Source organism: Saccharothrix sp. NPDC042600 (genome assembly GCF_040647305.1).
Taxonomy (GTDB): domain Bacteria; phylum Actinomycetota; class Actinomycetes; order Mycobacteriales; family Pseudonocardiaceae; genus Actinosynnema; species Actinosynnema mutabilis.
Map to the genome: position 1 here is coordinate 1 of NZ_JBEZBW010000047.1, position 19974 is coordinate 19974.

Genomic DNA, 19974 nt, shown 5'->3' on the forward strand with positions numbered 1-19974 from the left:
CGGAGGCAACCACCCTTTGGTCTTCACCGCAACCGGAAAAGCTGGTTGCGGAGAAGACCAAAGCGCGGTTGGGCTGCGCCCAGGCCGTACGGAGGAAGACCGAGGCCCTTCCCGTGGGCTTGCAGCTCGGCGTAGCGCCTTCGGCGCAAAAGCGACGCGCCTGCGGCGCGGGAGAAGCGTGCCGGCGGCGTCACGGTGAGCTGCCGGGGCGGGGGAGCCGATCGCCGACGGTCAACCGCCGGGCGCTGGTGGACAAGCGCGGCCGGGCGGGCGCGACCAGGATTCGGCGCATGTCGACGGGTTACGTGTACCACGAGGTCTACGGCTGGCACGACACCGGAACGCATGCCGGACTGCTGCCCGCCGACCCCCGGCGGGGGCTGCAGCCGCACCGCCACTTCGAGAACGCCGAGGCCAAGCGGCGCGTGCACGAGTTGGTCGTGGTCAGCGGGCTGGTCGAGCGGCTCACCCGGCTGGCCCCGCGCCCGGTCACCGACGAGGAGGTGCTGCTGGTGCACACGCCCGGCCACCTCGCCCGGCTGGTCGCGGCCAACGACACCGGTGGCGACGCCGGGGACGGTGGCAGCCCGTTCGGGCCCGGCGGGCTGGACGTCGCGCGGCTCGCGGCGGGGGGCGTGGTGCGTGCCGTGGAGGCCGTGGTGGACGGCGAGGTGGACAACGCCTACGCCCTGGTCCGCCCGCCCGGTCACCACGCGCTGGCCGACGTCGGGATGGGGTTCTGCCTGTTGGGCAACCTCGCCATCGCGGCGGCCTCGGTGCGGCGGTCGCGGGGTGTGGGGCGGATCGCGGTGGTGGACATCGACGTGCACCACGGCAACGGCACGCAGGCCGCGTTCGAGGACGACCCGGACGTGCTGACCGTCTCGGTGCACCAGGACCGCGTGTTCCCGCCCGACTCGGGGCACGTGACCGAGCGCGGTTCGGGCGCCGGGTTCGGGTACGCGCTGAACCTCCCGCTGCCGCCGGGGACGGGCAACGGCGGCTACCTGGAGGCGGTGCGGCGGGTCGTGCTGCCCGCGCTGCGCCGGTTCCGGCCCGACCTGGTCCTGGTGGCGGCCGGGTTCGACGCGAACGCCGTGGACCCGTTGGCGCGGATGATGGTGACCGCGTCCGGGTACCGGGAGATCGGGCGGATGCTGGTGGACGAGGCGGCGGCGCTGTGCGGTGGGCGGATCGCGTTCGCGCACGAGGGCGGGTACGACCCGGTGTACGTGCCGTTCTGCGCGCACGCGGTGATCGAGGTGCTGGCCGGGGTCGAAGAGCCGCTGGAGGACCCGTTCGCGGTGAACTTCGACAACCAGGGCCAGCAGGAGCTGCAACCGCACCAGGACGCCGCCATCGCGGCGGCGGAGAAACTGGTCGCCGACATCGGGTGAGCCGGGGATGATCGGGGCGTGTCTCGCGCTGAGGGCGACTGCCGACGCTGCTCCCGGCCGGTGTGGGTGGACTACGAGCTGTTCGAGGGGATGCACTACGTGTGCTTCCACTACGAGTTCGAGCACCTCGACGCCGACCCGGACGACGACTGCGGCGTGGCGGGCTGTCCCTCGGCGCCCGCCGCGCGCCACAACGACCGCCTGACCGCGCTGGTCGAGGCCCTGCGCGACGACTGGTCGCACGGGCCGCCCGCGAACTGGGACCACCACACCCTGCCCGACTTCCTGGGAGCGCTCGCGGACCGCTTGCGCGGGGCGGAGGCGCACTACGCCGCGCGCGGGCGGTCCCTGCCGTGGAACTCGTGGGAGGTCGTCGGCCACGCCCTGCGCGCGGCGACCGTCCACGAGTGGCGCGACGAGGACGAACAGCGGCGCGACCCGTCCGCCTGAGGCATGCTTACGAGCGGCCCTCACCTGCGTTGACAGCGGACTTCGGTATTTTTACGGACCGCTGAACACCTCTCGCCGGACCACTCTGTGCCCACCACCCCCGAAGTGCTGGCGCAGGAGTGAGTTGTGCTGTCCATTGAGGACGTCTCGGTCGACCGGGCCGGGTTGGCGATCGTGCGCGGCGTGTCGTTGCGGGTCGGCGCGGGTGAGGTCGTGGCGTTGCTCGGGGCCAACGGCGCGGGCAAGACGACGTTGCTGGAAGGGGTCGCCGGGGTCGTGCCGGTGACCGGGCGGATCGTGCTGGCCGGCGAGCGGGTCGAGGGGTGGCCGGCCTGGAAGCGGGTTCGGCACGGGCTGGCGCACGTCGAGCAGGACCGGGCGGTGTTCCGGGAGATGTCGGCGCTGGACAACCTGCGGACCGCCGGTCGCGACGCGGAGCGGGTGTTCGGGCTGTTCCCCGAGCTGCGCAAGCAGGCGCACGTGCCGGCCGGGCTGCTCTCGGGCGGCGAGCAGCAGATGCTGGTGGTCGGCCGAGCCCTGCTCACCCGGCCCAAGGTGCTGGTGATCGACGAGATGTCGCTGGGGCTGGCCCCGATCGTGGTGCGGCGGTTGGCGCGGGCGGTGCGGGAGTTGGCCGACGGCGGGATCGGGGTGCTGGTGGTCGAGCAGTTCGCCTCGCTCGCCCTGGAGATCGCCGACCGCGCGTACGTGCTGGCGCGCGGCGAGGTCGTGTTCCACGGCCGCGGCGCCGACCTGCGCGCCGACAGGGACCTGTTGCGGGCGCTGTACCTGGGAAGCGGAGTCTGAAGTGGACATCGTCGCGAAGCGCCCGGTGGTGGCCGGCGTCCTCGGCGCGGCCCTGGTCGCGGCGCTGGTGGTCGGGTTCGCGTCCAGCTACCTGACGTTCCTGCTCACCGGCGCGGCCGTCACCACCGTCTTCATGCAGAGCTACGGCCTGATCACCGGCCGCGCGGGCGTGATCTCGCTGTGCCAGCTCGGCTTCGCCGCGATCGGCGCGTGGGTGGTGGGCTGGGCGAACGTCGCCGACGTGCCGGGCGGCTTCTACGCGTGGCTGCCGCTGGGCGGGCTGGCGGCGACCGTCGCGGGCGTGCTCATCGGGTTGCCCGCGCTGCGGCTGCGCGGGGTCAACCTCGCCGTGGCCACGTTCACCTTCGCCACCGCGCTGGACGTGGTCTTCGGCGGTTTGGCCTTCCCCGGTCAGGACGACTTCACCTTCGTCCGCCGCCCCGACGGGTTCACCGACGACAGCGGCTACTTCGTGTTCACGCTCGCCGTCGTCACCGCGATCTTCCTCGGCCTGCGCGCCCTGGACCGCAGCCGGGTCGGCGGCGCGCTGCTGGAGATCCGCCACTCCGAACGGGCCGCCGCCGCGCACGGCACCAGCGTCGCCCGCGGCAAGCTCGCCGCGTTCGCGCTCAGCGCGTTCGTGGCCGGAGTCGGCGGCGGGCTGATGGCCGGGCAGCTCGGCGTGGTCGCGGCGGGCAACTTCACGACGTTCGCGTCCGTGTCGCTGTTCGCGATCGCCCTGTTCGTCGGCACCCACAACATCGAGGGCGCCATCGCCGGCGGCGTGATGGGCGCGTTCTTCCCGCTGCTGCTCGACGCGGTCGGCATCCCGCAGGACCTCGCCGCCCTGTTCTTCGGCGTCGGCGCGGTGCAGGTGCTGCGGCTGGGCGGCAGCCAGACCGACCTGCTGCGCGCCGCGCGCCGCCGCCGGCGGACCGGGGACCTGCCCATCCCGGCCGCCAACCCCAAGCCGCTGGTGCCGCTGCGCCTGCGCGCGCCCCTCGAATGCGCCGACGCCACGCCCGCGCTGGAGGTGCGCGGCCTGCGGGTGCGGTTCGGCGCGTTGACCGCCCTGGACGGCGTGGACCTGGTCGTCCCCAAGGGGCACGTCGTCGGCCTGGTCGGCCCGAACGGCGCGGGCAAGTCCACCCTGATCAACGCGGTCACCGGGTTCACCGACCACTACGACGGCGCGGTCCTGCTGAACGGGCGGCCCGTGGACGCCCTGCCCGCCCACCGCCGCGCCCGCGCCGGTCTGCGCCGTTCCTTCCAACAGCTCCGCGTCCCCGAGGCGCTCACCGTCGGCAGGTACCTCCAGGTCGCCGCCGGCCGGACCCTCGACGCCACCGAGGTGGACGAGCAGCTCGCGCTGTTCGAACTGCCCGCCGCCGACGTCCCGATCGCGTGCGTGGACGTCGCCACCCGCCGGCTGCTGGAGGTCGCGGGCCTGACCGCGGGCCGCCCGGCGGTGCTGCTGCTGGACGAGCCCGCCGCGGGCCACTCCGGCGCGGAGACCGAACTGGTGCAGCGCCGCATCGCCGAGGTGCCCGAGCGCTTCGACACCGCCGTGCTGCTGGTGGAGCACGACATCGAACTCGTCCGGGCCACGTGTGACTCCGTGGTGGTCCTGGACTTCGGCCGCGTCATCGCCGTCGGCCCGCCCGACGACGTCCTCGCCGACCCCGCGGTCGTCGCGGCCTACCTGGGTTCCGCAACCCCCTGAGAGGAAACGACCTGACGATGAGAAGGCACCAAGCGGTCCTCGCCGCCGCCGCGTTGGCGGCGTCCGCGCTGGCGGGCTGCGGCAGCGGCGGCGACGACACCATCAAGATCGGCGCCATCGCGGGGCTGACCGGCCAGTTCATCACCGCCGAGGTGGTCAAGACCGCGCAACAGGTCTTCGACGACGCCAACGAGAAGGGCGGCGTGAACGGCAAGAAGATCGAGTACGTCGTCAAGGACGACGCGGGCAACCCGCAGCGCGCCGCCCAGGTGGCGCGTGAACTGGCCGACGCGGGCGTGGTCGCGATGGCCGGGTCGGCCAGTTTCACCGACTGCGACGTCAACGACGCCTTCTACCGGCAGGCCCGGATCAGCTCGGTCATGGCGGTCGCCGCGACCCCGAAGTGCTTCCAGAGCCCCAACATCGCCCCGGTCAACGTCGGCCCGTTCACCCTGATGACCGCGGTGCTGCTGCACGCCTCGCAGAAGCTCAACGACAAGCGGGTCTGCAACTTCACCGTCGTGCTGCCCGGCAGCGAGGAGGCGGTGAAGGTCGCGCTGGAGCGCTGGGAGCAGCTCAGCGGGCAGAAGCTCGTCGTCAACGACATGACCGTGCCGCAGAGCGGCGACCTGACCCCCTACCTGCTCAAGGCCAAGCAGGCGCGCTGCGACGCGGTCCTGTTCAACCCGGCGGAGTCGCTGGTCGTGCCGTGGTTGCAGGCCGCCAAGACCCAGGGCATGGACGACGTGGACTTCCTGCTGCTGGCCCCCGCCTACACCGACAGCGTCGCCAAGGCCGTCGGCGGGCTGGGCCTGAACGTCTACGCGGGCAGCGAGTTCGAGCCGTTCACCTCCGACAGCCTGGCCAACAAGGGCTGGCGGGCCACCGTCACCCGGGCCGACGCGCAGGCCACCGCGTTCTCCCAGGGCGGGTACCTGGCGGCGAAGTTCACCGTCGAGGTGCTCAAGACCATCAAGGGCGAGGTCACCCGCGACTCGGTGAACGCCGCGCTGCGGGACATGACGCCCATCGAGGACCCGATGCTGGGCACGCCGTGGGAGTTCGGACCCGGCGAGAGCCACGCGCCCAACCAGGGCTCCAAGATCGTCCGCCTCACCGGGCTGCGCTGGGTGGTCGTGGACGACACGTTCATCACCGTCCCCGGCGCCTGACCGTGCTGCTGCTGTCCGCCGCCGTCGCGGGACTGGCCACCGGCGGGGCCTACGCCCTGCTGGGGCTGTCCACGCTGCTCACCCACCGGCTCGTCGCGGTGGTCAACTTCGCCCAGGCCGCCGTGGGCGCGTTCGGCGCGTTCACGATGGTCGTGCTGTTCGACGCGGGCGTGCCGCTCGCGGTGGCGGCGCCCTGCGGCCTGGTCGTGGCCGCGGCGCTGCACGCGGGGCTGGGCGCGGTGGTGGTGCGGTGGTTCGCCGAGGCCGGCGTCGGGGTCAAGGCCGCGGTGACCATCGCCGCCTACACCGGGCTGGTCGCGCTGGGGCTGCGGCTGTTCGGCGCGCAGCACCCGCGGCGGTTCCCCAACCCGTTGGGCGGGCCGGCGCTGACCCTGGGCGGCGTGGTGGTGACGTGGGCGGCGGTGGTCACCATGCTGCTGGCCGCGCTGTTCGCCGTGCTGCCGGCGGTCGTGCTGCGCCGGACCCGGGTCGGGTTGCTGCTGCGGGCGGCGGCCGAGCGGCCCACCACGGCGCAGCTGGTCGGCATCCGGGTCCCCCGGCTGTCGCTGGCGGTGTGGGCGGTGGCCGGCGCGGCGGGCGCGCTGGCCGTCATGGTCGTCGCGCCGCAACTGGCCGGCGACTTCGGCGCGCAGGCCCTGCTCGTCACGCCCGCGCTCGCGGCGGCCCTGGTCGGCGGCTTCCGCAGTTTCACCTGGACGTTCGTCGGCGGCGTCGCCCTGGGAGTGCTCCAGGGCCTGGCGAGCACCGTCGTCGCGCTCCAGCACTACCGCGGCGTCCTGCCGTTCCTGGTGGTCCTCGTCGTCCTGCTCTGGACGCGCCGCCGGGACCGGTGGGACTCCGCCGCATAACACCGAAAGGGAATCTCATGTGTCACGCTGACGAGTCGCGTCCCCCGGCGCCGCCCGAGGCCACCAGTGCCGTCGCCGAAGCCGGTGAACTGCGGCTCACCTCGGCCGACGGGGCCGGGTTCCTGGCCTACCGGGCCGTCCCGGAGACCCCGACCGGGGCCGGCGTCGTGCTGCTGCCCGACGTGCGGGGCGCGCACGAGTTCTACCGGGACCTGGCGCGGCGGTTCGCCTCGACGGGCGTCGCCGCGCTGGTCCTGGACTACTACGGCCGGGTCGCGGACGACGACGTCCGCGACGCCGACTTCGACGGGTTCTCGCTGGTCGCGAAGCTGGACCGGGAGCGGACGCAGGACGACATCGTCGCCGCGGTGGACCACCTGGTCTCCGGCGAGATGGGTCCGGTGACCGCGCCGTTCACCGTCGGGTTCTGCCTGGGCGGGGCGATGTCGTGGGCGCAGTCGGCGTTGCAGCCCCGGCTGGCCGGGGTCGTCGGGTTCTACGGGCGGCCGGCGGAGTGCCGGGAGCTGATCGGGCGGATGACCCGGCCGCTGCTCGTGCTCGCCGCCGGCGCGGACGTGCTCACCACGGTCGAGGACAACCGGGCGTTCGACCTGGAGCTGTCCGAGGCCGGCGTGCCGCACGAGTTCCGGCTCTACCCGGACGCGCCGCACTCGTTCTTCGACGGCGCGCTGCCCGAGCAGGCCGACAACGCCGCCGACGCGTGGGCCCGGGTGCTGGCGTTCCTGCGGGCGACGGCGGGCTGACGTGCGGCCGACGTCGACGCGCGCGGCGGTCCTGCGCGAGTTCCGCGCCCCGCTGGAGGTGACCGAACTGCCGTTGCCGCAGGAGTTGCCCGCCGGGTCGGCGTTGGTGCGGATCTCGTGCACCACCTTGTGCGGGACGGACGCGGGCCTGTGGCGGGGCGCGCTGCCGTTCGTGCGGCTGCCGATCGTGCTGGGGCACGAGATGGTCGGCACGGTCGTGGCGCTGGGCGCCGGGGCGGGCTCGGACGCCGTCGGCCGGCCGGTGGCGGTCGGCAGCCGCGTGGTGTGGTCGGAGTCGGTGTGCGGGCGGTGCCGGGCGTGCACGGTGCTGCGCGAACCGGTGCTGTGCGAGCACCGCGGGTACGGGTTCGGGCAGCGCGCCGACCGGTGGCCCTACGCGGTCGGCGGGCTGGCCGAGTACGCCTACCTGCCGCCGGGCGCGCACCGGCTGGTGGTGGCCCCGGAGGTGCCCGACACGTGGGCGGCGTCCGCGGGGTGCGCCGTCAAGACGGTCGTGCGGGCGTTCGCCAACGCGGGCGGGGTGCGGCCGGGCGCGGCGGTGGTGGTGCAGGGCGCGGGCCCGCTCGGGCTGGTCGCCACCGCCTACGCGCGGGTGGCCGGCGCCGGGCGGGTGATCACGCTGGGCGGGCCGGCCCACCGGCTGGCGGTGGCCTCCGCGTTCGGCGCGGACCACGTCATCGACGTGACGGCGGTGACCGACCCCGACGAGCGGGTCGCGCAGGTGGAGGAGCTGACCGAGGCGCGCGGCGCGGACCTGGTGCTGGACTTCGCGGGCGGGCCCACCGCGAACCGCGAGGGCGTGCTGATGTGCGCGCCGCGCGGCACCCACGTCGTGGTGGGGCTGGCCGGCGCGCAGGCCGCGGCGCTGCCGCTGGACGTGGTGCTGATGCGGGAGATCCGGGTCGTCGGGTCGCTCAACGGCGACGTGTCGGACCTGTTCCTGGGCCTGCGCTTCCTGTCGGCCTGCGCGGGCCGGTTCGAGTGGGACGCCCTGTTCTCGCCCCCGGTCGGGCTGTCGGGGGCGGGGCGGGCGATCAGCGAGACGGCGTCGATGGCGGCGGTGCAGGCCGTCGTGGACCCGGGACTGGACTAGAGATGCTGGGGGTTGCGTGATGGTGGCTTTGGTGACGGGTGGGGCGGGCGGCATCGGCGGGGCGATCGCGACCGCCCTGGCCGGTCGCGGGCACCGGGTGGCGGTCGCGGACGTCGACCCGGCGGGCCTGGCCCGCAAGGCCGACGAGTTCGGCGCGCTGCCCGTGGAGATGGACGTGCGCGACGAGGCGGCCGTGCGCGAAGGGGTGGCGAAGACCGTGGCCGAGCTGGGCCCGATCGACGTGCTCGTGCACGCGGCGGGCGTGGTCGGCGGGGTGGGGCCGCTGCTGGCCTTACCCGTGGCGGCGCTGGACGCCGCCTACGCGGTGAACGTGCGCGGCACGTTCCTGCTGACCCGGGTGGTCGGGGAGGCGATGACCACCGCCCGGCGGGGCGGGGCGATGGTGCACATCAGCTCGGCCGGGTCGTTCCAGCCCACGGTCGGGCTCGGCCACTACGAAGCCACCAAGGCGGCGATGAACGCCCTGGTCCGCTCGGCCGCGCTGGAACTGGCGCCGCACGGCATCCGGGTCAACGCCGTCGCGCCCGGCCCGGTCGAGACGCCGCTGACCGCCGCCGCCCTGGCCGACCCGGCGGCGCGCGCGCCGTGGGTCGAGCGGATCCCGCTGGGCCGGCTCGCGACCACCGACGACCTGGTGCCCGCCGTGCTGCTGCTGACCTCCCTGGAGGCGCGGCACGTCACCGGGACGGTCCTGCCGATCGACGGCGGACAGCTGCTGAGGAGCGTGTGATGGCCCTGCACCCCGAGGCGCGGGCGGTGCTGGAGGACAGCGCCGCCGCGCTGATGCGGTTCGACGCGCCGGCGGCGGAGGTGCGGGCGCGGTTCGCCGAGGTGTGGCGGTCGTCGGGGCGGGGCGAGGTCGTGGACTCGGTCGAGGACCGGACCATCCCCGGCCCGGCGGGCGCGATCCCGGTGCGGGTCTACCGGCCGCACGGGGACGGGCCGTTCCCGGCGATGGTGTGGTTCCACGGCGGCGGGTGGGTGGTCGGGTCGGTGGACGAGAACGACGCCACCTGCCGGGCGCTGTGCAACGCGGTCGGCATGGTCGTGGTGTCGGTGGCCTACCGCCTCGCGCCCGAGCACCGCTACCCCGCCGCCGTCGAGGACGCCTACGCGGCGCTGACCTGGGTGGCCGGGCACGCCGGCGAGATCGGCGTGGACGGGCGGCTCGCGGTCGGCGGCGAGAGCGCGGGCGGCAACCTGGCCGCCGTGGTCAGCCTGATGTCGCGCGACCACGACGGGCCGCGGATCTCGCTGCAACTGCTGGCCGCGCCGGTGATGGCACCGCCCAGCGACCGCAAGTCCTATGTGGACTACGGCGAGGGGCACCTGCTCAGCCGCGAGGGCATGGAGTGGTTCTTCCGGCAGTACCCGCGCGACGCGGGCGACCTGGACGACCCCTACCTGGCCCCGCTGGCCGCCGGCCACCTGCGCGGCCTGCCGCCGGCCCTGGTCATGACCGCCGAGTGCGACCCGCTGCGCGACGAGGGCGAGGAGTACGCGCACCGGCTGCTGGACGCGGGCGTGCCGGTGACGCTGCTGCGCTACGAGGGCCAGATCCACGGGTTCTTCGCGCTGCTGGTCGACCGGCTGTCGGTGTCGGCCCAGGCGCACGCCCGCGCGGCGGCGGCGTTGCGGGCGGCGTTCGCGCAGGAGGTGCCTTGGCCTCACGGGACCGGTGGTTGACCGGCAGCGCACCCGACGGTTCCTCGGTGTTGCCCGCCTCCCGTCACGCACCGTAGGTTGTCCGCCTACCGAGGAGGCGTGATGGACACCACGATGCTCGCCTCGGCGGTCCGCATCGGCTCCGCCCTGGGCAGCGGCGCGGCCGTGGAGTGGGGCGAGGTGTTCGCCGCCCTCCGCGCGGCGCTGCCGGACCTGTGCGCCGTGCAGATCACCGGCTGGGACCCGGTCGCCCGCGGTTTCGTGGTGCTCGCCGAGGAGGGCTACAACCACAGCATAAGCCAGGAGCTGGCCCACGAGCTGCCGCGGACGCGGTGGGGCGGCCAGCTGTTCGACTCCGCCGTGCCGCTGCTGATGGACGACATGCCGCACAACTTCCGCGATTCTCCGCACTACCAGGAACGCCTGCGGCCGGCCGGGTTCGACGACGGCTTGTCCGCGGTCCTGCGGGTGGGCGGCTCGCCGCGGGTGATGGGGGTGCTGCACGCCAACGCCCCCGTGCGGGGCGCGTTCGACGAGGCCGCGCGCGCGTTCACCGCGGCGGTGGGCACGGCGCTGGCCCGGCGCGTGGACCCGTTGTACTGCCCCAACCTGGACGCCTGGTTCGGTCCGGAGTGGACGGCCAGCTGGGTCGTGCCGGCGGGTGGCGCGGTGGCGGGCCGGGCGCCGGCCCCGGTCGCGGACGACCCCGGGGTGCGGGAGCTGGCGGAGACGTTCGCCGCGCTGGGCGTGCGGACCGTGCCGTTCCTGTGGCCGTCGCGGGACGGGTGGTGGCGGGTGCGGCTGCTGCGCGTGGTGAACGGGGCACGGGTCGGGGTCGTGGTGGCCTGCACGCCCTTCGAGAACCCGTCCGGCCTGACCGCGCGCGAGCTGGACATCGCGACCGGGCTGGTGGCCGGGCTGTCGAACCAGGCGATCGCCGAGGCGCTGGTGGTCAGCCGGCGCACGGTGGAGACGTACGTCGAGCGGCTGCTGACCAAGCTCGACTGCCAGTCCCGCGGCGAGGCGGCGGGGGTGGCGGCCCGGGCGGGGTTCGTGCGGCCGTCGTCGGACGACGACGGGGTCGGCCCGCTCGCCCGGTTGACGCGCGGAGCCGACCCCTACTGGATCTGACGTCAGCCGTGGTGCATCCAGATGCCCTTGATCTCGGTGTAGGCGTCGATCGCGTACGGGCCCATCTCGCGGCCCCAGCCGCTGGTGCGGAAGCCGCCCCACGGGGCCGCCGCGTCCGGGATGCAGGCCATGTTCACGAACACCGCGCCCGCGCGGATGCCGTCGGCCAGCCGGTGCGCGGTGCGGAGGTCGTTGCTCCACACCGACGCCGCCAGGCCGTACGGCGAGTCGTTCACGCGGTGCAGGAGTTCGTCCTCGTCGTCGTAGGACAGGACCGCCAGGACCGGCCCGAAGACCTCCTCGCGGGCGATGGTCATGGTGTCGGCCACCGAACCGAACACCGTCGGCCGGTAGAAGTGGCCCGGGCCGTCGCCGAAGGAGCCGCCGGTGAGCAGGTCCGCGCCCTCGGCGACCGCGCCCCGGACGTAGCCGTCCACCCGGGAGCGGTGCTCCGAGCTGACCAGCGGGCCGAGGTCGGTGTCCGGGTGCAGACCCGCGCCCAGGCGCAGCTTCGACGCGGCGTCGGCCAGCTTGGTGGTGAACTCGTCCTGGCGCTTGTGGTCCACGTAGAGGCGGGCGTAGGCGGCGCACACCTGGCCGGTGTTGAGGAAGCCGCCGGCGATGGTGCCGGACACGGCCGCGTCGATGTCGGCGTCCCGGGCCACCACGGTCGGCGTCTTGCCGCCCAGTTCCAGGGTCACGCGCTTGAGGTCGTGCGCCGACGCGGCGACGATCTCCCGGCCCACGGCGGTGGAACCGGTGAAGGAGACCTTGTCCACGCCGGGGTGGCGCACCAGCGCCTGACCGGTGGCGGGACCACCGGTGACCAGGTTGACCACGCCGGGCGGGAAGCCCGCCTCCACGCACAGCTCGACCAGGCGGATGGTGGTCAGCGGGGTCTGCTCGGCGGGCTTGATCACCGTGGTGTTGCCGCACGCCAGGGCGGGGGCCAGTTTCCACGCCATGATCATGAGCGGGAAGTTCCACGGGGCGATCAGCGCGCACACGCCCACCGGGACGCGCTTGTCGTACTGGAGGGTGTTGGGGAACGACACCTGCCGCACCGCGCCGTCGATCTTGGTCGCCCAGCCCGCGTAGTAGCGGAAGTGCTCGACCGCGCCGGTCACGCTGACGTTGCGGGCCACCGGCAGCGGCTGGCCCTGGTCGCGGGTCTCCAGCTCGGCGAGCTTCTCCGCGTCGGCCTCGACGAGGTCGGCCAGGCGCCAGAGGAGGGCCGCCCGCTCGGTCGCGGGCAGCGCCTGCCACGCGGGCAGGGCGTCCCGGGCCGCCGCCACGGCCGCGTCCACGTCGGCGTCGGTCGCGTCGGCCACCTCGGCCAGCGGCTCGTCGGTGGCCGGGTCGGTGGTGGTGAAGGTGTCCGTCGCCGCCACCCACCGGCCGCCGATGAAAAGACCTGTCGCGCGCATGTCGACTCCCCTCTGACTGGCTGAACGCGGCCAGTGTGGGGGCCGTCCGGGGCGCTCGGCTTGGCTGCGGGTGCACTGCGGTTGTCGGTCGGTGCCTAGGCGGTGCGGTGTTCCACGCTGCGGCGGCGGTATTCCGACGGGGACAGGCCGTATTCGGTTTTGAACGCCCGGCTCAGGTAGGAGGCGTCCACCAGGCCCCACCGCGCGCCGATCACGCCGATGGCGAGTTGGTGCTTGCCGGGATCGGCGAGGTCCTGCCCGCAACGCTCCAGGCGGCGGTGGCGGATCCACGCCGAAACCGTCGTGCCCGCTTCGCTGAACAGCTTGTGCAGGTACCGCGTGGAGATGTGGTGGGCCGCCGCGATGTCGCCCGGGGAAAGGTCCGGGTCCTCCAGGTGCGATTCCACGTAGGACTTGATTTTCACCAGCATCGCGGCCCGCGACGTTTCCGCCGGCACGTCCGGGAAATCGACCTGGTCGGCCAACGCCGTGCCCAACAGGTCCACGACGTTGCGCGCCAGGCGGACACTTCCGTGCACCAGCGGGTCGTCCAGGTTGCGCGCCAACTGCACCAGCGTCGTACTCACGATGCCGCTCACGCCCTGGCCGCCGGCGAACCGGATCGCGGTCAACTGCTCGACCTGACCGGTCGGCAGGCACAGCATGGAGCGGGGGAACATGAGCACGAGCGTGGACGACACGTCGTCGAACGCCAGCGAGTACGGCCGGGTCGTGTCGTAGATGGCGAAGTCGCCGGGCCGCAGTGCCGCCTGACGGCCGTCCTGGCTGAGTTTCGCCGTGCCGTGCAACTGCAGGCTCAGCTTGTAGTACTCCGGGGCCGCACGCGAGATCGTGCGGCTGGTCCGGCGGACGGTGTGCGCGTCGGCGGAGGCCTCGTAGACGGCCACGCTGCCCAGGTTCCGGCCGCGCAGGCGGCCCCGGAACGCCGAGTGCTCGCCGGTGGTGGCCTCCAGGGGAACGAAAGTCTGCGAGACCGCCGACTGCCAGAGGTCGAACTGCTGGGTCGCGGGGACCCCCGCGGTGGTCAGCACGTAGGACATCGTCGCCCTCCAGGGCTCGTGACGCTGCGTGAGATCGGTGATGGGCACGGTCGTCCGCGTTCCGCTGTTCGTCAAGGGGTTGTTGCCGAGTCGTAAAAAGTTCAACCAGCGGTGCGCGGTGGGTCAAACAGCGTGCGCCGGCGGTCAACCGCAGGTCAGGACCGTCCTGTTAGACCTGGATGGCCGGCGCGTGGACACGTGCCGAGCGCGGATCGTATTCGATCCGCTACACGATCCCCGATGCGGAGGTGACCATGGGTGAGGTCGTGTTGGCCGCCAAGATCACGCATGTTCCGTCGATCTGGCTGTCCATCCACCCGGGCAAGCACCACGGCATCCGCAGGCCCGCCGAGCTGGGCCTGGCGGAGGTGGGGCGGCGCGCGAAGGAGCGCGGCGCGGACACCTTCGTCGTGGCCGACTCGCACTGGATGAACAGCATGAGCTTCCACGTCAACGGAAAAGCCCGGCACCAGGGCAGTTACGCCTCGCACGAGCTGCCGCACTTCATCCGGGACCTGGAGTACGACTACCCCGGCTGCCCGGAGCTGGCCGCGCTGATCGGCGAGGAGATCACCGCGGGCGGCCAGAAGGCGATGGTCCACGACGTCAAGGACCTGGGCCTGGAGTACGCGACGCTGGTCCCGATGCACTTCATGAACCGCGACGGCGACCCGATCGCCGTGGTCCCGGTGGGGTGCAACATCTACTCGTCCATCGACGAGAACCGGCGGGTGGGCGAGGCCATCGCGCGGGCGGTGCTGCGCAGCGACCGCAAGGTGGCGTTCCTGGCCAGCGGGTCGCTGTCGCACCAGTTCCCGCCCAACGAGGTGTCCTCGCAGTACCTGGACCGGATCAGCAACCCCATCAACGAGCAGGCCGACCGGCTCGTGCTGGAGCAGTGGGGCTCCGGGCGGATCACGGAGTTCCTGGCCGCGCTGCCCGCCTACAACGAGCGGTTCACCGGCGAGGCGGCCATGGCCGACACCGCGATGCTGTTCGGCATCCTGGGCTGGGACGCCTACACCGGTCACGGCGAGCAGCTGTGCGACTACTTCCCCAGCAGCGGCACGGGCCAGGTCATCGTGGACTTCCCCATCCCGGACGGGCTCAAGGCATGACACACCCTTTGGGTCTACAACCGTCGAAAATCATCGCGGTGCACCTGAACTTCCGCAGCCGCGCGGCCGAACGGGGCCGGTTCCCGGAGGAACCGTCCTATTTCCTCAAACCGCCGTCGTCGTTGTCGTGGACCGGGCGCGACCTGGTCCGGCCGGCGGGCACGGAGTTGGCGGCATTCGAGGGTGAAATAGCGCTCGTCATCGGCAAGCGCGCGGCTGGCGTGTCACGTGAGGACGCCGTCGAGCACATCGGCGGTATCGCCGCGGCGAACGACTTCGGTGTGCACGATCTGCGTTACGCGGATCGCGGGTCGAACCTGCGGTCGAAGGGCGCGGACGGGTTCACGCCGATCGGTCCGGTGTTGTTGGACCCGCGCGGGGTGGACCTGTCCAACATTCGTCTACGAACGTGGATTAATGGCGAGTTGGCGCAGGACGACAACTCCGGCGAGTTGTTGTTCGACTTCGCTTATCTGATCGCGGACTTGAGCCGGAACGTGACGCTGGAGGCCGGGGACGTCATCCTCACCGGCACACCCACCGGGGCGACCGTGGTCTCCCCCGGCGACGTCGTCGAGGTGGCGTTGAACGACACCGCGCGGCTGCGGAACGTGGTCCGCGAGGGCGCCAAGCTCGACGGGCCCGGCGCACGGCCCCGCGTGACGGTCGCGGACCGGGCGGCGGCGGTCGGCGGCGAGGTGCCCGCCATCAAGCCCGAGACCGAGGCCGCGTTGCGGCAGGTTTCCACGGCGACGCTGTCCAGCCAGCTTCGCAAGCGCGGGCTCAACCACACGTTCCTGACCGGGCTGGCCCCGGCGCGGCCGGACCTGCGCATGGTCGGCGTCGCGCACACCCTGCGGTTCCTGCCGCTGCGCGAGGACCAGTTCGCCGAGCGCGGCGGCGGTATGAACGCGCAGAAGCGGGCCGTCGAGGCGATCGGGCCGGGGCAGGTGCTGGTCATCGACGCCCGCGAGGACCACGGCGCGGGCACCCTCGGCGACATCCTGGCCATGCGGGCGTTGCGGCGCGGCGCGGCCGGGGTCGTGACCGACGGGTGCCTGCGGGACAGCCCGGCCTTCGCCGAGCTGGACCTGCCCGCCTACAGCGCCGGGGCGCACGCGGCGGTGCTGGGGCGGCGGCACGTGCCGTGGGAGGTCGGCGTGGACGTGGCGTGCGCCGGGGTGCTGGTGCGGCCCGGTGACGTGCTGGTCGGGGACGCCGAAGGGGTCATCCTCATCCCGCCCGCGCTGGTGGACGAGGTGGCCGCCGACGCGCTGGCGATGGAGCGCGAGGAGCGGTTCATCCTCGAACGGGTCTCCGCCGGGGCGTCCGTGGACGGGCTCTACCCGCTGGGGAAGGCCGCGCGGGCCGAGTACGAGCGGTGGGACGGATGACCGTCCCCGCCACGAAGTCCAAGACCCAGTACGCGTACGAGACGCTGCGCGACCGGATCGTGCGGGGTCGGTACGGGCCCGGCGCGCGGCTGGTGTTCGACCGGATCGCCCGCGAGCTGGGTGTCAGCCCCGTGCCGGTGCGCGAGGCCGTGCGGCGGTTGCAGGCCGAGGGCTGGGTGGTGTTCGAGCCCAACGTCGGCGCGCAGGTGGCCGAGTTCGACCCGGACGGCTACCGGCACACGATGGAGACCCTGGCCCTGCTGGAAGGCCACGCCGTCGCGGGCGCGGTGCTGACCCGCGCCCTGCTGGACCGGGCCGCGCACCTCAACGACCTGATGGCCGCGTCGCTGGTGGAGTTCGACCCGCTGGGCTTCACCCGGCTCAACCGCGAGTTCCACCTGCTGCTGTGCGGCGCGTCGCCCAACCCGCGGCTGCGCGAGCTGATCACCACCGAGTGGTCGCGGCTGGACCTGAGCCGGCGCACCACGTTCACCCTCGTGCCCGGCCGGGCGCACGAGTCCGTCGCCGAACACGCCGAGCTGCTGCGGCTGCTGCGCGCCGGCGCTCCCGCCGACCAGGTGGAGCGCTACGCCCGCGACCACAAGCTCAACACCCTCCGGGCCGTGACCGCGGCCCCGTTCCCAGGGGAGTTCCACACATGAGGTTCCGTTCCGACCCGGCGGCCATCCGCGGCTCGATCGCGCCGGTCGTCACCCCGTTCACCGCCGAGGGCGAGCTGGACACCGACAGCCTGCGCGCGCTGGTGCGCTGGCAGAAGGAAGCCGGTTCGCACGGCGTGTCCATCGGCGGCTCGACCGGCGAGCCCAGCGCGCAGTCGCTGGAGGAGCGCGTCACGGCGATGCGCGTGGTGGCCGAGGAGACCGGCGACGCCATCCCGTTCCTGCCCGGGACCGGCGCGGCGACGCTCAAGCAGACGCTGGAGCTGACCGACCAGGCCCGCCGGCTCGGCGCGGACCTGGCGCTGGTGATCACGCCGTACTACAGCCGCCCCACCCAGGAAGGGCTGTTCGCCTGGTACGACGCGGTGGCGCGGGAGTTCCCCGACCTGCCGATCGTGATCTACAACGTGCCGTCGCGCACGGCCGTGGACATCGCGCCCGACACCGTGGCCAAGCTGCGCCACGCCCACTCCAACATCGTGGGCATCAAGGAGACCACCAAGGACTTCGAGCACTTCTCGCACGTGCTGCACAAGTGCGGGCGGGACTTCCTGATGTGGTCGGGCATCGAGCTGCTGTGCCTGCCGCTGCTCGCGATCGGCGGCGCCGGGTTCGTCAGCGCCCTGGCCAACCTCGCCCCGGCCGCCGTGGCGCGGATGTACGAGCTGTACGCGGCGGGCGACCACGACGCCGCGATCGACCTGCACTACCGCCTGCACCCGCTGGTGGAGCTGCTGTTCGTGGAGACGAACCCGGCGCCCGCCAAGCACGTGCTCGCCGACCTGGGCCGCATCGCCAGCGGCCACGTCCGCCCGCCCCTGGTCTCCCCCACGCCCGCCGGCCTCGCCCGCATCGACGCGCTGCGCGCCCAGGCCGCCGACCTCCTCGAACCCGCCGGAGCCACCGCATGAACATCCCCAACGAACTGCTGCACCACATCGACGGCAAGGACGTGCCCAGCGTCGACGGCGCCACCTTCGGCGTCGCCGACCCGGTGACCAACACCGAGTACGGCCGCGTGGCCGCCGGCGGGCCGGCCGACATCGACCTGGCCGTGGCCGCCGCCCGCCGGGCGTTCACCGACGGGCCGTGGCCCCGGCTGTCCCTGCGGGAACGCGCGAAGGTGCTGGTCCGGATCGCCGACGCCATCGAGGCGCGCGCCGAGCGGCTGGCCGAGCTGGAGACCTTCGACACCGGCCTCCCGGTCACCCAGGCGCGCGGCCAGGCGCACCGGGCGGCGGAGAACTTCCGGTACTTCGCCGACGTCATCGTGGCCCAGCACGAAGAGGCCTACCTGGTCGGCGACAAGCAGGTCAACTACGCGATCCGGCAGCCGGCCGGCGTCGCCGGGCTGATCACGCCGTGGAACACGCCGTTCATGCTGGAGACCTGGAAGCTCGCGCCGTCGCTGGCGGCCGGGTGCACGGTGGTGCTCAAGCCCGCCGAGTGGTCGCCGCTGTCGGCGAGCCTGCTGCCGGGGATCATGGCCGAGGCCGGCGTGCCGGACGGCGTGTTCAACCTGGTGCACGGCATCGGCGAGTCGGCCGGCGCGGCGCTGGTGGCGCACCCGGACGTGCCGCGCCTGTCGTTCACCGGCGAGAGCGGCACCGGGCAGATCATCATGCGCACGGCCGCCGAGCACCTCAAGGAGGTGTCGATGGAGCTGGGCGGCAAGTCGCCGTGCGTGGTCTTCGCCGACGCCGACTTCGACCGGGCGGTGGACGCCGCCGTGTTCGGCGTGTTCTCCCTCAACGGCGAGCGCTGCACGGCGTCGTCGCGGGTGCTGGTGCAGCGGGAGATCTACGACTCGTTCGTCGAGGCCCTCGCGGCGCGGGCGGCGGCGGTGCGGGTCGGGCTGCCGTCGGACCCGGCGACCGAGGTGGGCGCGCTGATCCACCCCGCGCACTACGCGCGGGTCATGGAGTACGTGGAGACCGGCAAGCGCGAGGCGCGGCTGGTCGCGGGCGGCGGGCGGCCCGCCGGGCTGGACGAGGGGAACTTCCTGTCCCCCACCGTGTTCGCCGACGTTCCGGCGGACGCGCGGGTCTTCCAGGAGGAGATCTTCGGGCCGGTGGTGTGCGTGACGCCGTTCGACACCGAGGAGGAGGCGGTGGCCCTGGCCAACGCCACCAAGTACGGGCTCGCCGGGTACGTGTGGACCTCCGACCTCCAGCGCGGGCACCGGGTCGCGCGGGCGGTGCAGTCGGGCATGGTGTGGGTGAACTCCCACAACGTCCGGGACCTGCGCACGCCGTTCGGCGGCATCAAGGCCAGCGGTGTCGGCCGGGAGGGCGGTGCGCACAGCATCGACTTCTACAGCGACCTGCGGGCCGTGCACGTGGCGGTCGGCGACCTGACGCCGCCGCGGTTCGGGGCGGCGCGATGAGCGACCGCTTCGCGGGCCGGGTGGCCCTGATCACCGGCGCGGGCACGGGCATCGGCGCGGCCACCGCGCGCCGGATCGTCGCCGAGGGCGGCCGGGTCGTGCTGACCGGGCGCCGGCCCGGACCGCTGGAGGAGGTCGCCGGGCCGTTGGGCGACTCGGCGCTGGCGCTGCCCGCCGACGCCGCCGACGGGCGCGCGATGGCGGACGTGGTGGCGCGGGCGGCCGACCGGTTCGGGCGCGTGGACGTCGTCGTGGCCAACGCCGGCGGGCACGGCGTCGGGGCCGCGGGCGACACCACCGACGAGGCGTGGCGGTTGTCCTTGGACGCCAACCTGACCAGCGCCTTCGTCACCATCCGGGAGGCGCTGCCCCAGTTGACCGACGGCGGCGGGTCGGTGGTGCTGGTGTCGTCGCTGGCCGGGTTGTTCGCCGGGCCGGGCGTCGCCGGGTACACCTCGACCAAGCACGCCCTGGTCGGGCTGAGCCGGTCCATCGCGCGCGACTACGGGCGCTTCGGCGTGCGGGCGAACGTGGTGTGCCCCGGCTGGGTCCGCACCACGATGGCCGACGAGCAGATGGACCGCTTCGCCGCCGCCAAGGGCCTGGACCGGGCCGGCGCGTACGCCCTGGTCACGTCCAACACCCCGCTGGGCCGGCCCGCCGAGGCCGACGAGGTGGCCGCGCTCATCGCGTTCCTGGCCTCGCCGGACGCCTCGATCGTCACCGGCGCCGTGGTCACCGCGGACGCGGGCGCGAGCGCGGTAGACCTGCCCACCATCGCACTGGCCTAGGGAG

At 73.5% G+C, this 19974-nt stretch carries 19 protein-coding genes; 17 read left to right on the top strand and 2 right to left on the bottom strand.

The genetic code is table 11. From position 1 onward, the window contains the following. The first annotated feature begins 290 nt into the window (after positions 1-290). The 11 genes from AB0A74_RS25260 to AB0A74_RS25310 all read left to right on the top strand — a co-directional run bounded on the left by AB0A74_RS25260 (position 291) and on the right by AB0A74_RS25310 (position 11113). Positions 291-1397, top strand: a complete 1107-nt coding sequence (locus AB0A74_RS25260; RefSeq protein ID WP_358253089.1) for a class II histone deacetylase — start codon at positions 291-293, stop codon at positions 1395-1397. A gap of 18 nt (positions 1398-1415) precedes the next feature. Then, complete coding sequence (locus AB0A74_RS25265; protein WP_358253091.1) at positions 1416-1847, top strand: hypothetical protein; 432 nt, start codon at positions 1416-1418, stop codon at positions 1845-1847. 126 nt (positions 1848-1973) lie between these two features. Then, complete coding sequence (locus tag AB0A74_RS25270; RefSeq protein WP_358253093.1) at positions 1974-2654, top strand: ABC transporter ATP-binding protein; 681 nt, start codon at positions 1974-1976, stop codon at positions 2652-2654. Between the two features lies 1 nt (position 2655). Continuing rightward, positions 2656-4377 (top strand): ATP-binding cassette domain-containing protein, encoded by a 1722-nt coding sequence (locus AB0A74_RS25275; protein ID WP_358253095.1) that lies wholly within the window; start codon positions 2656-2658, stop codon positions 4375-4377. Between the two features lie 17 nt (positions 4378-4394). Continuing rightward, a complete protein-coding gene (locus AB0A74_RS25280) occupies positions 4395-5549 on the top strand; it encodes an ABC transporter substrate-binding protein (protein ID WP_358253097.1) in 1155 nt (384 codons plus the stop codon). A 2-nt stretch (positions 5550-5551) separates the two neighbouring features. Next, complete coding sequence (locus AB0A74_RS25285; RefSeq protein ID WP_358253099.1) at positions 5552-6418, top strand: branched-chain amino acid ABC transporter permease; 867 nt, start codon at positions 5552-5554, stop codon at positions 6416-6418. A gap of 17 nt (positions 6419-6435) precedes the next feature. Further along, positions 6436-7182, top strand: a complete 747-nt coding sequence (locus tag AB0A74_RS25290; protein ID WP_358253101.1) for a dienelactone hydrolase family protein — start codon at positions 6436-6438, stop codon at positions 7180-7182. 1 nt (position 7183) lies between these two features. Beyond that, complete coding sequence (locus AB0A74_RS25295; protein ID WP_358253102.1) at positions 7184-8296, top strand: zinc-binding dehydrogenase; 1113 nt, start codon at positions 7184-7186, stop codon at positions 8294-8296. Between the two features lie 19 nt (positions 8297-8315). Further along, positions 8316-9047: an SDR family oxidoreductase gene (locus AB0A74_RS25300; protein ID WP_358253104.1), complete on the top strand. Its 732-nt coding sequence runs from the start codon at positions 8316-8318 to the stop codon at positions 9045-9047. Next, entirely contained in the window at positions 9047-10003 is a 957-nt protein-coding gene (locus tag AB0A74_RS25305) for an alpha/beta hydrolase (protein ID WP_358253106.1), read from the top strand. Before AB0A74_RS25300 ends, AB0A74_RS25305 begins: the two co-directional genes overlap by 1 nt. An 81-nt stretch (positions 10004-10084) precedes the next feature. Further along, positions 10085-11113 (top strand): helix-turn-helix transcriptional regulator, encoded by a 1029-nt coding sequence (locus AB0A74_RS25310; RefSeq protein ID WP_358253107.1) that lies wholly within the window; start codon positions 10085-10087, stop codon positions 11111-11113. A 2-nt stretch (positions 11114-11115) separates the two neighbouring features. On the opposite strand, the gene AB0A74_RS25315 is transcribed toward AB0A74_RS25310, so the two are convergent. Both AB0A74_RS25315 and AB0A74_RS25320 read right to left on the bottom strand, forming a co-directional pair. Beyond that, complete coding sequence (locus tag AB0A74_RS25315) at positions 11116-12540, bottom strand: aldehyde dehydrogenase family protein (protein ID WP_358253109.1); 1425 nt, start codon at positions 12538-12540, stop codon at positions 11116-11118. A 95-nt stretch (positions 12541-12635) separates the two neighbouring features. Further along, entirely contained in the window at positions 12636-13601 is a 966-nt protein-coding gene (locus AB0A74_RS25320; protein ID WP_343931937.1) for a helix-turn-helix domain-containing protein, read from the bottom strand. Positions 13602-13855: 254 nt separating this feature from the next. On the opposite strand from AB0A74_RS25320, the gene hpaD reads away from it, so the two are divergent. From hpaD to AB0A74_RS25350, 6 genes are read left to right on the top strand one after another with little or no spacing between them, the layout of a single operon-like run. After that, a complete protein-coding gene (gene hpaD, locus AB0A74_RS25325) occupies positions 13856-14719 on the top strand; it encodes a 3,4-dihydroxyphenylacetate 2,3-dioxygenase (RefSeq protein ID WP_358253110.1) in 864 nt (287 codons plus the stop codon). Beyond that, positions 14716-16113 carry a fumarylacetoacetate hydrolase family protein gene (locus tag AB0A74_RS25330; RefSeq protein ID WP_358253112.1) on the top strand — a complete coding sequence of 466 codons (1398 nt, stop codon included), beginning with the start codon at positions 14716-14718 and terminating at the stop codon, positions 16111-16113. Before hpaD ends, AB0A74_RS25330 begins: the two co-directional genes overlap by 4 nt. Then, a complete protein-coding gene (locus AB0A74_RS25335) occupies positions 16110-16775 on the top strand; it encodes a GntR family transcriptional regulator (RefSeq protein WP_358253114.1) in 666 nt (221 codons plus the stop codon). The genes AB0A74_RS25330 and AB0A74_RS25335 overlap by 4 nt, the downstream gene beginning before the upstream one ends. Beyond that, on the top strand, positions 16772-17704 hold the full coding sequence (gene dapA, locus AB0A74_RS25340; RefSeq protein WP_358253116.1) for a 4-hydroxy-tetrahydrodipicolinate synthase: 933 nt from the start codon (positions 16772-16774) through the stop codon (positions 17702-17704). Before AB0A74_RS25335 ends, dapA begins: the two co-directional genes overlap by 4 nt. Continuing rightward, positions 17701-19179 carry a 5-carboxymethyl-2-hydroxymuconate semialdehyde dehydrogenase gene (gene hpaE, locus AB0A74_RS25345; protein ID WP_358253118.1) on the top strand — a complete coding sequence of 493 codons (1479 nt, stop codon included), beginning with the start codon at positions 17701-17703 and terminating at the stop codon, positions 19177-19179. Before dapA ends, hpaE begins: the two co-directional genes overlap by 4 nt. After that, complete coding sequence (locus AB0A74_RS25350; RefSeq protein ID WP_358253120.1) at positions 19176-19970, top strand: SDR family oxidoreductase; 795 nt, start codon at positions 19176-19178, stop codon at positions 19968-19970. Before hpaE ends, AB0A74_RS25350 begins: the two co-directional genes overlap by 4 nt. Positions 19971-19974: the final 4 nt, after the last annotated feature.

Bases quoted from the DNA above. Each gene is read 5' to 3' on its own strand.
- AB0A74_RS25260 (WP_358253089.1), top strand. From the start codon at position 291: ATGTCGACGGGTTACGTGTACCACGAGGTCTACGGCTGGCACGACACC.
- AB0A74_RS25280 (WP_358253097.1), top strand. From the start codon at position 4,395: ATGAGAAGGCACCAAGCGGTCCTCGCCGCCGCCGCGTTGGCGGCGTCC.
- AB0A74_RS25290 (WP_358253101.1), top strand. From the start codon at position 6,436: ATGTGTCACGCTGACGAGTCGCGTCCCCCGGCGCCGCCCGAGGCCACC.
- AB0A74_RS25300 (WP_358253104.1), top strand. From the start codon at position 8,316: ATGGTGGCTTTGGTGACGGGTGGGGCGGGCGGCATCGGCGGGGCGATC.
- AB0A74_RS25305 (WP_358253106.1), top strand. From the start codon at position 9,047: ATGGCCCTGCACCCCGAGGCGCGGGCGGTGCTGGAGGACAGCGCCGCC.
- AB0A74_RS25310 (WP_358253107.1), top strand. From the start codon at position 10,085: ATGGACACCACGATGCTCGCCTCGGCGGTCCGCATCGGCTCCGCCCTG.
- AB0A74_RS25315 (WP_358253109.1), bottom strand. From the start codon at position 12,540: ATGCGCGCGACAGGTCTTTTCATCGGCGGCCGGTGGGTGGCGGCGACG.
- AB0A74_RS25320 (WP_343931937.1), bottom strand. From the start codon at position 13,601: ATGTCCTACGTGCTGACCACCGCGGGGGTCCCCGCGACCCAGCAGTTC.
- hpaD (WP_358253110.1), top strand. From the start codon at position 13,856: ATGGGTGAGGTCGTGTTGGCCGCCAAGATCACGCATGTTCCGTCGATC.
- AB0A74_RS25330 (WP_358253112.1), top strand. From the start codon at position 14,716: ATGACACACCCTTTGGGTCTACAACCGTCGAAAATCATCGCGGTGCAC.
- AB0A74_RS25335 (WP_358253114.1), top strand. From the start codon at position 16,110: ATGACCGTCCCCGCCACGAAGTCCAAGACCCAGTACGCGTACGAGACG.
- dapA (WP_358253116.1), top strand. From the start codon at position 16,772: ATGAGGTTCCGTTCCGACCCGGCGGCCATCCGCGGCTCGATCGCGCCG.
- hpaE (WP_358253118.1), top strand. From the start codon at position 17,701: ATGAACATCCCCAACGAACTGCTGCACCACATCGACGGCAAGGACGTG.
- AB0A74_RS25350 (WP_358253120.1), top strand. From the start codon at position 19,176: ATGAGCGACCGCTTCGCGGGCCGGGTGGCCCTGATCACCGGCGCGGGC.